General features: G+C 29.1%; 12 protein-coding genes. 10 read left to right on the top strand and 2 right to left on the bottom strand.

The features are described from left to right. Nucleotides 1-116 precede the first annotated feature (116 nt). From L8X27_RS02355 to L8X27_RS02345, 3 genes are read left to right on the top strand one after another with little or no spacing between them, the layout of a single operon-like run. Nucleotides 117-1,247, top strand: coding sequence for a DUF829 domain-containing protein (locus L8X27_RS02355; RefSeq protein ID WP_263671034.1), 1,131 nt, complete (start codon nucleotides 117-119; stop codon nucleotides 1,245-1,247). Nucleotides 1,248-1,256: 9 nt separating this feature from the next. Continuing rightward, nucleotides 1,257-2,630, top strand: coding sequence for a cytochrome P450 (locus tag L8X27_RS02350; protein WP_263671033.1), 1,374 nt, complete (start codon nucleotides 1,257-1,259; stop codon nucleotides 2,628-2,630). Next, nucleotides 2,627-2,980 carry a membrane protein gene (locus tag L8X27_RS02345; RefSeq protein WP_039627957.1) on the top strand — a complete coding sequence of 118 codons (354 nt, stop codon included), beginning with the start codon at nucleotides 2,627-2,629 and terminating at the stop codon, nucleotides 2,978-2,980. The genes L8X27_RS02350 and L8X27_RS02345 overlap by 4 nt, the downstream gene beginning before the upstream one ends. Here L8X27_RS02345 and nusA read toward each other — a convergent pair. Then, a complete protein-coding gene (gene nusA, locus L8X27_RS02340; protein ID WP_263671032.1) occupies nucleotides 2,977-4,068 on the bottom strand; it encodes a transcription termination factor NusA in 1,092 nt (363 codons plus the stop codon). The two genes, L8X27_RS02345 and nusA, sit on opposite strands and share 4 nt — an antisense overlap. Nucleotides 4,069-4,191: 123 nt before the next feature. On the opposite strand from nusA, the gene L8X27_RS02335 reads away from it, so the two are divergent. The 6 genes from L8X27_RS02335 to L8X27_RS02310 are packed head-to-tail and all read left to right on the top strand — an operon-like array spanning nucleotide 4,192 to nucleotide 8,381. Continuing rightward, nucleotides 4,192-4,434 (top strand): HP0268 family nuclease, encoded by a 243-nt coding sequence (locus tag L8X27_RS02335; RefSeq protein ID WP_070255886.1) that lies wholly within the window; start codon nucleotides 4,192-4,194, stop codon nucleotides 4,432-4,434. Then, a complete protein-coding gene (gene miaB / locus L8X27_RS02330; RefSeq protein WP_220566266.1) occupies nucleotides 4,431-5,729 on the top strand; it encodes a tRNA (N6-isopentenyl adenosine(37)-C2)-methylthiotransferase MiaB in 1,299 nt (432 codons plus the stop codon). The genes L8X27_RS02335 and miaB overlap by 4 nt, the downstream gene beginning before the upstream one ends. After that, entirely contained in the window at nucleotides 5,713-6,336 is a 624-nt protein-coding gene (locus tag L8X27_RS02325) for a lysophospholipid acyltransferase family protein (RefSeq protein WP_263671031.1), read from the top strand. The genes miaB and L8X27_RS02325 overlap by 17 nt, the downstream gene beginning before the upstream one ends. A 5-nt stretch (nucleotides 6,337-6,341) precedes the next feature. After that, nucleotides 6,342-7,307, top strand: a complete 966-nt coding sequence (locus L8X27_RS02320; protein WP_133319440.1) for a hypothetical protein — start codon at nucleotides 6,342-6,344, stop codon at nucleotides 7,305-7,307. Further along, the gene (locus tag L8X27_RS02315) at nucleotides 7,304-7,858 is read left to right on the top strand and encodes a hypothetical protein (RefSeq protein WP_220566268.1); all 555 of its coding nucleotides are present in this window, start codon (nucleotides 7,304-7,306) and stop codon (nucleotides 7,856-7,858) included. Before L8X27_RS02320 ends, L8X27_RS02315 begins: the two co-directional genes overlap by 4 nt. Continuing rightward, entirely contained in the window at nucleotides 7,842-8,381 is a 540-nt protein-coding gene (locus L8X27_RS02310) for a hypothetical protein (protein ID WP_070255897.1), read from the top strand. The genes L8X27_RS02315 and L8X27_RS02310 overlap by 17 nt, the downstream gene beginning before the upstream one ends. Here the strand turns inward: L8X27_RS02310 and L8X27_RS02305 are convergent. Next, entirely contained in the window at nucleotides 8,368-9,165 is a 798-nt protein-coding gene (locus L8X27_RS02305; RefSeq protein WP_263671030.1) for a membrane lipoprotein lipid attachment site-containing protein, read from the bottom strand. The genes L8X27_RS02310 and L8X27_RS02305 overlap by 14 nt on opposite strands. 72 nt (nucleotides 9,166-9,237) lie before the next feature. Here L8X27_RS02305 and lgt point away from each other — a divergent pair, with 72 nt between their 5' ends. Continuing rightward, on the top strand, nucleotides 9,238-10,053 hold the full coding sequence (gene lgt / locus L8X27_RS02300) for a prolipoprotein diacylglyceryl transferase (RefSeq protein WP_263671029.1): 816 nt from the start codon (nucleotides 9,238-9,240) through the stop codon (nucleotides 10,051-10,053). The last annotated feature ends 41 nt before the right edge of the window (nucleotides 10,054-10,094 follow it).

Below are 10,094 nucleotides of genomic sequence, written 5' to 3'. Positions count from 1 at the left end.
TTTAATGAATAATTTCAGAGTAAAAACCCCTCATTTTATCTTTAAATAGGTATTTGACAAAGATAACAACTTTAGCTATATTTTTAAATTCAGTATTAAATTTACTTAGGATGTTGATGAAAAAAATATGCCAAAAAAGAGATGTTTTTTATATAGCTGGTTATGATCCTAGAGGATATAGGCATTATTATGCTATGTTTAAAAAAAATTTAGCCGAGCAGAATACACTTTTAAATTATGATTATACTTTATCAAAAGCTCAAGTTGATATTTATCCTTTTTGGCAAATTCAAACCCCACATACAAGTACTTCTTACACCTTTTTAAGCTGGAATGATATAGTCAAAAAAAACTGGTCAGAGGGTATAAAAGATGCTCTGAGTGATTGTTATAGTTTTTTTAGAATTTATACCATCACAGGGCTTTTTTTAAAATTTGGTAAAGAATCCCCGCATCAACTTATCACAGGTTATTATCCATTTTTTTATGTGCTTTTGAGTTTGATTTTTACTTTATTTTGTGCTTTTGGAAGTTTATTTTATTTGCAAAATTTTCATATTATTTTAGGAATTTTAGCTTTTGTTTTATCGTTAGTGTTTTTACCAAAAATGCTTTATAAATTAGGCAAGAAATTAGCTGTTTTTTGGATAGCTAGAATTTGTTCTTTTTGTGCAAACTGGGAGAAAAATTCTCAAGGTGAACTTGAGTTAAGAATGGATGATTTTGCTAGAGTTATTTTTGAAAAACTAAAAGAAAATGCAAATGATAAAAACTATGAGCTCATCTTAAGCGCACATAGCGTAGGAACGGTGCTTTGCATAAATGTTTTAGCAAAAGTGCTTAGAAAATGTGAAAAAGAAAATATTTCTTTTGAAAATTTAAAGGTTTTAACTTTAGGCGAGTGTATACCTTTGGTAAGCTATCAAAAAAGATCTTTTGAGTTTAGAAAAGACTTAGAGTACTTAGGAAGTAAGAATTTAATATGGTATGATTTTACCTCTATTATCGATGGGGCTTGTTTTGCACAAGTTGATTTTATACGCACAAGCGGAGTGAAAACACAATTTAGTCCAAAATACCTTTCGGCTAAATTTCATACCTTATATAAAAACAAAGATTATAAAAAAATCAAAAAAGACAAATATAAAGCACATTTTTTATATTTATTTGCCACACAAATTCAAGGAGTATATAACTTTTTTGAATTTATTATAGGTAAAAATAAATTAGAAGAAAAAATCAAGTAGGAGGAAAACATGGGTCAGTGTCCTTTTCATCCAAAGCCTTATAAAAATAAAGCTTCTACATTAACTACTTTTTTGTTAAAAAGAAGATCTTGGCTTGATGGACTTTATGAGCGAAGCTATAAAATGATGATGGGTAGAGTAAAAATGCCCGGATTTGATCTATATGTAGTAAATGATCCAAAAGAAGTTAGACGCATTATGGTAGATGAGGTTAGAGAATATCCAAAAAGCCAACTTTTACATGAGCTTTTGGAGCCACTTTTGGGCATAAGCATTTTTACAACTAATGATAGAGTATGGGAAAAGCAAAGAGAACTTTTAAGACCTTCTTTTGAAATGACAAGGATTTCTAAGGTTTTTAATTTGATGAGTGAAGCAGCTTCTGATATGATGGCAAGATTTGCAAGGTATGAAGATAAAGCGATTATAGAAGTAGATGAAGCTATGACTTTTGTGACTGCAGATGTGATTTTTAGAACTATTATGTCATCAAAACTTGATGAGCAAAAAGGTAAACTTGTTTTGGATGCTTTTGTAACTGTGCAAGAAGAAACAGTTAAAACAGCTATGCGAAGAATGTTTCGTTTCCCAACTTGGCTTTCAAATCTTTTAGGTGAGAAAAAAAGACTTAAAGCAGGTGGAGTTATACGCAAGGTTTTATCAGATATTATAAAGCCAAGATATGATAATGCTCTAAATGATCAAGGAAAATATGAAGATATTTTATCATCATTGCTTATGGTGGTAGATGCAGATACTAATGAGAGATTTTCTTTTAATGAAATTTTAGACCAAGTTGCCATGCTTTTCTTAGCAGGCCATGAAACCACTGCAAGCTCGCTAACTTGGACGCTATATATTTTAAGTATTTCTCCAAATGAGCAACAAAAAGCCTATGAAGAAATCATGCAAGTTGCGGGTGATGAAGAGTTTAAAATAGAACATATTAGAGCAATGAAATATCTTACAAATGTGTTTAAAGAAAGTTTAAGACTTTATCCACCAGTTGGCTTTTTTGCTAGAGAAGCAAGAAATGATAACAAAATGAGAGATAAGCTTATTAAAAAAGGTTCAGGTGTAGTAGTAGCTCCATGGCTTATTCATAGACATGATAGTTTTTGGGAAAATCCACATGAGTTTGATCCAAGTCGCCATGAAGATAAAAGCAAGATTAAAAAAGACACTTATATGCCTTTTGGTATGGGAGAGCGTGTGTGTATAGGGCAGGGTTTTGCTATGCAAGAGGCTGTTTTGATTTTAGCTAATATTTTAAGGACTTATAAGTTAGAATTAGAAGAAAATTTTGTACCTGATATAGTAGGAAGACTTACTATAAGATCGGCAAATGGTATGAACATAAGATTTATAAAAAGGCAAAAATGAAAGAAAAATTAGCAGGAACTATACTACTTTGCGCTATCGTTCCTTTAGCGGTGATTAGTTATCTTTTTATTGTTATAGTGGGTACTTTTGGTAATCCTGCTAGGGTTAGACAAGGTGTGAGAGCGCTTGATCATTTTGTCAATGCTACTTTGTTTAATGGTTATGCTTGGGAGTCTTTATCGTCTCATGCTTGGAGAGAGCGTGATAAAAGATGGGCTAAAATAGTTATTAAAATCACAGATTTTTTTGATAAAAATCACTGCCAAAAGGCAAATAAAAGAGAACAACCTATAGTGGATTTAGTTTTAGAAAGAAAGCTTACCGAACAAACTGTCGGTAAGCAGCTTTAATTTTCTCCAAATAAAGCTTTAAGGTTTTTGAACGCTTCTTCTTGGTTATTAGTTTTATCTTCATTATTTACTTCATTAAGCTCTATCTCATATCCAAGAAGCATACTAGCTAAGCGTATATTAATACCACTTTTTCCTATGGCTTTGCTTTTTTGTTCGCTATTTAGCGTTACAATAGCTTTTTTATCTTCGATACTAACTGAGTTTATAATGGCTGGAGCTAGGCTTCTTGTGATTAAAATTGCCATTTCATTAGAATACTCAATGCAGTCAATATTTTCATTTTTTAATTCTTTGCTTACAGCATTGATTCTAACTCCTTTTATACCCACAGTTGCTCCTACTGCATCAACACTCGGGCTATTAGCTTGCAAGATGATTTTTGCTCTCTCGCCTGGAATTCTTGCACTTGCATAAATATTTATAAGACCATCTTTGATTTCAGGAACTTCAGCTTTTAATAAAGCTTCTAAAAATTTAGGGCTAGTTCTACTAAGCTCCATTCTCATACCCGATTTATCAATATATACATGTCTAATAACAGCTTTAATTACATCGCCTACTTTAAATTTTTCACCTTTGATACGATTTTTTCTAGGTAAATATGCACGAAACTCATCAATTTCTACATAGGTATTTTCTTCACTATCTACTCTTACTACGCTACCAAAAACCATATGTCCTACCATTTTTTGGTATTTTTCATAGATTTTTTCTTCTAAGAGTTTTTGAATGTTATATTCTAATTCTTTATGTAAGATATTTACAGCAGTACGGCCTAAATTTTCCAAAGAACATTCATAAGTTAGCTCATCGCCAATTTCTACATCTTTAGCTTCGGCCCTTGCTTTACTTAAAGCGATAAAATGCTCATTTTCATTTTCTAATCTTCCATCATTATCAGCTACTACGATGATTTTTTGATAAAGTTGCAAATTTTTACCCGAATCAACAAAAAATTCATATTTATCGCCATAAATTTTCTTAGCAGTATTAATAAGTGCTTTTTTAACTCTTTCTCTTACATCTTCTATTTGTAAATTTTTCTCATTAGCAATGGATTCAATTATATCTGTGATTTTTTCCATAATGACAATACAACCTTAATTTTGGATTTTAAAAGTTTGGAGAATAAAATTATATCTTTAATAAGTTTAATTAAAAGTAAAATTTGCTATAATTTCAGATTAAAAAAACTTGAGGATGATGATATGGACTTAAAAATAGCAAGAACCTCTGTTGATGAAAAGCCAAAAAGTATAAGTTTAGAAAGTATTGAAAAGGCTGTAGATAAAGAAGGTCAAAAATTTTTCTATTTTGATAAAGATAATGCCCATAAGCAATTAATCGCTTTGGTGGAGCATTTTGAAAAAAAAGGAAAATGTGTTTATCATAGAACAATCAAATATGGTTTAGATGATGCAGATTTTATGTATGAGGTACATATTCTTTGAGTAAAAAACTTTTTATACAAACTTTAGGTTGTGCTATGAATGTGCGTGATTCAGAGCACATGATAGCCGAACTTAAAGAAAAAGAAAATTATGAATTAACTCAAGATGCAAAAGAAGCAGATTTGATTTTAATCAATACTTGCTCGGTGCGTGAAAAGCCTGTACATAAGCTTTTTTCAGAAGTTGGAAGTTTTGAAAAAATCAAAAAAAATGGAGCTAAAATAGGAGTTTGTGGTTGCACTGCTTCACATTTGGGAGATGAGATTTTCAAGCGTGCTCCTAGTGTGGATTTTGTTTTGGGCGCTAGAAATGTTTCTAAAATCACAAAGGCTGTAAATACTCCAAAATTTTTAGGTAATGATATAGATTTTGATGAGAGTAATTATGCTTTTGCAGATTTTAGAAATAGCCTTTATAAGACCTATATTAATATCTCCATAGGTTGTGATAAGCATTGTACTTATTGTATAGTGCCTCACACAAGAGGAGATGAGATTTCTATACCTTTTGAGATTATTAAAAATGAAGCATTAAAAGCTGTTTCTAAGGGTGCTAAAGAGATTTTTTTACTAGGACAAAATGTTAACAATTACGGCAAAAGATTTTCTAATGCTCATGAAAAGATTAATTTTTCAGATCTTTTGGAAAAGTTAAGTGAAATTGAAGGTTTGGAGCGTATCCGCTTTACAAGCCCACATCCATTGCATATGGACGATAGATTTTTAGAGGTTTTTTCTAAAAATCCTAAAGTTTGTAAGTCTATGCATATGCCTTTGCAAAGTGGTTCAAGTGAAATTTTAAAGGCTATGAAACGCGGATATACTAAAGAGTGGTATTTAGATAGAGCATTAAAACTTCGTTCTATGTGTAAAGATGTGAGTATTTCTACTGATGTGATTGTGGCTTTTCCAGGTGAGAGTGATAAAGACTTTGAAGATACCATGGATGTGCTTGAAAAAGTGCGATTTGAGCAAATGTTTTCTTTTAAATACTCTAAAAGACCATTAACTAAAGCTGCAACTATGCCAAATCAAATTCCTGATGATATAGCTTCAAAACGCTTGAGTGTTTTACAAGCAAGACATACAGAAATTTTAGATGAAATTGTTGTAAAACAAAAAGACAAAGAATTTGAAGTTTTATTTGAAGAATTAAGAAGTGAAGGTTTTGTAGCAGGTAGAAGTGATAATAATTTTTTGATTCAAGTTAAAGGCAGTGAAGAGCTATTAGGACAAATGAAAAAAGTAAAAATCACCAATCCTAGGCGTATGGTGTTAAATGGCGAAATCCTTTAAGATTAATCTTTTAGCCTTTGGAATTTTTTTATTACAATGGCTAATTTTTTTAACTTGTAGAAAGGTTTATTTAGGGCAAAAGCTTCCAAAAAGATCATGTGTGATACTTTTTTGGCATGGGCGTCTTGCTCTAATGCCTTTTGCTTATCGTAAAATGGGTATTAAAGGAAAAAAGGCTTATGTGATGATTTCACACCATAAAGATGGGGAGATCATTGCTAGAAATATTGCTTTTTTTGGTTTAGATACTTTAAGAGGTAGCACAAGCAAAGGTGCTTTGGCTTTATTAAAACAATCTTTTAAAATTTTAGATCAAGGCGATGATGTGATTATCACTCCAGATGGGCCAAGAGGACCTTATCATAGTGTTTCAGATGGTTCTGTGATGATAGCTTTAAAAAAAAATGCTCCACTTTTTTTGCTAAATTATGAAGCAAGTTCTTTTTGGAAATTTAAAAGTTGGGATAAAATGATTTTACCTAAGCCTTTTTCTAAGATTACTTATAGATTAAGTGAAGAAATCAAAATACAAAATTTGAATTTAGAAGAAGCTAAAGTATTGATAAAAGAAAAATTTGATATGATAAGTCAAATAGACAAAGGATAAACACCATGTTATCTTTTTTTAGAAAGTATATTTTACAGCTTTTAATTTGTATTTGTTATGATGAAAAACAATACATTATAAGATGTCATACTTGGAAAAAATCTCAACCAGTTGATACTTTTGAAAAAAGTTTTGAAGATAAAGAAAAAGCAATAGAATATGTTAAAAATTTAAGTAAAGACTTTCAAATTTATTATATTTGTACCTTTTTTACACCTATTGCTCAAGGTGTAGTGCCAAGTTCAAATTTCAAAGAGCTTTCTAATTTTGGAGTAGAAGCAAATAATGTTAAATGTATTCCTTTTAATAATGCTTTGTTGTATGTTTCCAATCAATCTTTGAGTTCTTACAAAGAAGATTATGAAGCTTTTGGTGGTTTAGATTTGCTTTACTCACCTTTTTCTTTGCTTTATCATTGTATAGCAAATAGAGGTTTTGAAGAAAAAATAGGCCTTTATGTGTATAGATATCATGATTTTGTTGCGATGTTAATTTGTAAAAATGAGATTATATTATTTGGAAGTTATTTTAATATAGCTAGTCAAAATTATGACGAAGTTGATTTTTTTGATGACATTAAAGAAGAATTTGATTTGCAAATTGATGATGAAAGCCAAGAAGAAGAAAATGAACAAAATTATGATTTAAAAAGTTTAGAAGAGATGAGTAAAGAACTTGATAAGCTTGAAGATTTAGATGAGAATGAAGAACAGCTTCCTATGGAATCTTTAGAAAATTTTAGTTCAGATATGAAAATGATAGAATACATCATTTCAAGTGTAAAAGAATTTTATCATAATCCTTTGTATGATAATAGTTTTTTAGAAGAAATTGTAATTTTTGATGAGGAAAGTTTTAGTGCAACCTCGCTAGATTATTTAGAAAATGAGCTTTTTATAAAGCCAAAAGTAGAGCTTATAGATACTTTAAATTTGATGAATGAGCTTGTAGTTAAGGATTTGAAGCTATGAGATATAGTTTAATAAAGCCGAAGATAAAACCAGTTTTTAATCTTTTTACTAGAATTTGGATTTATTTTACTAGTATTAGTGTGTCTTTGATTTTTGTGGTGTTTATTGTTGTTGTTTTTAAAAGCTACTACGCATCTGTGCAACTTGATGATAAGAAAAAAGAATTGGCTCAAATCATAGCTCAAATTAATTCCAATAAACTTAAATATCAAGAATTAGTAAGACAAAATAATAAAGCAGAAATGATTTTAGGGGATTTAGAACAAGAACGAGAGAATGGTAAAAATAAAGTTTTATTAAAAAGTATTCAAAACCTTTTTACTTTAGTGCCTAAAAATATATCTTTAGATGAGGTTTTAATGGAAGATAGGTCGCTTATTTTAAGAGGTATTACACCTACTAAAGAAATGTTTGCTTTGTTGTTAGAAGCCCCATTAAGAAGTATTTTTTCAAATTCTCAAACAAGCTATTATCAATTAGAAAATGGGTGGTATCGCTTTGTTAGTGTAAATATTACTATACCAGAGGAAATGTATGAACAAAAAAGATAAGAGCTTAGAAGAAGCTGATATATTAAAGATATTGATTTACTCTTTTTCATTTGTTGCACTTTGTGCAATATTGATTTTATTCTTAATTGTACCCTTTTTGAAGGATTATAAAATCGAACATTCCAGATTAGCCGCTCAACAAATTCAAAACACCAAAGCATTAAATGAATTACAAGCTTTGGAAAAGGTTATTAGAGATTTTCAAAGTACAAACGCGCAAAATTTAGCTCAAATCAATGCGGAATTTTCTCAAAAAGAATTAATGGATTTTATGAAAAATTATTTTGATGATGTTAAAATAAATCTTATTCCTATTAAAAAAAGACAAGAATATTTAAAATATCAATTTGGAGTTAGCGTAAAGATGAAAAATCCACAAGCTTTTTATTCTTTTTTAAATGATTTACAAAGATATAAAAATTTAATAGAAATAAGTACGCCTGTTGAATTTAAATCAGAAGAAAAACACATTGATCTTAAATTTAGAATCAAAGTGTTTCATGCTTTAGCTATTCAAAAATAATTACTTCATTATTTTGATAAGGAGAGATTTTTTCTTCCTTTTTACTATCTTGTTTTATATCTTGAGCTTCTAAATTTTCTTGTACTTTTGATTCTTCCTTGATTTCTTTTATATTGGTTTTTAAACTAGAAGTGATTTCTTTGTAAAAAGCAACAAAAACTTTATCAATTTCCAAAGCACTAGCTGCAAGACTTTCATTTACTTGGGTTGGGACAGCACTATAAACTTGTCTAAAACTTTCTATACTTGCTTGACCTTTTATAGGATAGTTTAAAATAATAGGATCATTTAATTTTGCTGAACTCGTTGTGCTTTGGAAAGTATCTTCTTGATGCAAATTATTTAAATGACTTTGAGCTTCTAAAATAATCATAAAAGAAGATTCTACACTATCGCCTCCAAGACTTGAATTTCTTGTAACTTTATCCTCATATAAGTTAGCACTGATGGTAATATTAAAAGCATAATCAGGATTTTCATTATCTATAGTATATCCTTTACTTTCTAATAGTGCTTTACTATCTTTAAATAGCTGTTTTTTTAGTAATTCTAGGCTTTTATTGATTCTTTGATTTAGGGTAGATTGTTCAAAATAAGAACTATAAAAAGTATTTTTAATAATTTCTATTTCATTGATTTTAACTTTTGGGCTATTTTCTTTTGTATTGTTATGTTCTTCAAAAGAACTTTTAAAACTTGGCATAGAAATATAATAAGTTTTTTGATTACCAGTGCAAGCACTTAAAAATAAAATTATGCTAAAAAATAATAATATTTTTTTCATTTTCTCTCCTTGTTATTTTTATAATTATACAATTTTTTGCTATATTATGTGTTTTATTATAAAGGCTTTTTTATGGAATTTTGGCAAAATATTTATGCAAATTTTGATGTAGTGGCTTTTGAAATTTTTGGTTTAAAAGTGCATTGGTATGGTATTATGTATGTATTAGCCTTACTTGTTGCTTTAATGGTTGCAAAATACTATGCTATTAAAGACAATATGGGAATTTCAAAAGCTATGCTTGATAGTTATTTTATATGGGTTGAAATTGGTGTAATTTTAGGTGCAAGATTGGGTTATATTTTAATTTATGATGCAAATACTTTATGGTATCTTACACATCCTTGGCAAATTTTTAATCCTTTTTATAATGGAGAATTTGTAGGAATTAGAGGTATGAGTTACCATGGTGCTGTTATAGGATTTTTAATAGCAACTTATGCTTTTTGTAAAAAAAATAAACAAAATTTATGGAAATATTTAGATTTGGTTGCTATTAGTGTGCCGTGTGGTTATATTTTTGGGCGTATTGGAAATTTTTTAAATCAAGAGCTATTTGGTAGAGCTACGGATGTACCTTGGGGTATTTATGTAGATGGGATATTGCGTCATCCTTCGCAACTTTATGAAGCATTTTTAGAAGGTTTTATAGTTTTTATCATTTTATTATTGATAAAAAAATATAAAAAATACAATGGAGAGCTTATTGCTTACTATACAATTTTTTATGCTTTAGCGCGTTTTGTTTGTGAGTTTTATAGAGAGCCTGACTTTGGTATAGGCTTTGTTGTTTTTGGTATGAGTATGGGTCAAATTTTAAGTATTATAATGTTTTTATTAGGACTAATTTTATCTTTTTATTTAAGAAATATTAAAAAAAATTTATAAATTTTTATTTTTTTTAAGAATAAAAGTTCTATAATTGCTCC

Origin of the sequence: Campylobacter sp. CNRCH_2015_1657 (assembly GCF_025772685.1) — a bacterium.
Taxonomy (GTDB): Bacteria; Campylobacterota; Campylobacteria; order Campylobacterales; family Campylobacteraceae; genus Campylobacter_D; species Campylobacter_D lari_D.
Note: the sequence above shows the minus strand (reverse complement) of the source record. Positions and strands in the feature narration are given on the sequence as shown.

Excerpts from the sequence above, each read along its gene's own strand:
- L8X27_RS02355 (WP_263671034.1), top strand. The coding sequence starts at position 117 with ATGAAAAAAATATGCCAAAAAAGAGATGTTTTTTATATAGCTGGTTAT.
- L8X27_RS02350 (WP_263671033.1), top strand. The coding sequence starts at position 1,257 with ATGGGTCAGTGTCCTTTTCATCCAAAGCCTTATAAAAATAAAGCTTCT.
- L8X27_RS02345 (WP_039627957.1), top strand. The coding sequence starts at position 2,627 with ATGAAAGAAAAATTAGCAGGAACTATACTACTTTGCGCTATCGTTCCT.
- nusA (WP_263671032.1), bottom strand. The coding sequence starts at position 4,068 with ATGGAAAAAATCACAGATATAATTGAATCCATTGCTAATGAGAAAAAT.
- L8X27_RS02335 (WP_070255886.1), top strand. The coding sequence starts at position 4,192 with ATGGACTTAAAAATAGCAAGAACCTCTGTTGATGAAAAGCCAAAAAGT.
- L8X27_RS02325 (WP_263671031.1), top strand. The coding sequence starts at position 5,713 with ATGGCGAAATCCTTTAAGATTAATCTTTTAGCCTTTGGAATTTTTTTA.
- L8X27_RS02320 (WP_133319440.1), top strand. The coding sequence starts at position 6,342 with ATGTTATCTTTTTTTAGAAAGTATATTTTACAGCTTTTAATTTGTATT.
- L8X27_RS02315 (WP_220566268.1), top strand. The coding sequence starts at position 7,304 with ATGAGATATAGTTTAATAAAGCCGAAGATAAAACCAGTTTTTAATCTT.
- L8X27_RS02310 (WP_070255897.1), top strand. The coding sequence starts at position 7,842 with ATGAACAAAAAAGATAAGAGCTTAGAAGAAGCTGATATATTAAAGATA.
- L8X27_RS02305 (WP_263671030.1), bottom strand. The coding sequence starts at position 9,165 with ATGAAAAAAATATTATTATTTTTTAGCATAATTTTATTTTTAAGTGCT.
- lgt (WP_263671029.1), top strand. The coding sequence starts at position 9,238 with ATGGAATTTTGGCAAAATATTTATGCAAATTTTGATGTAGTGGCTTTT.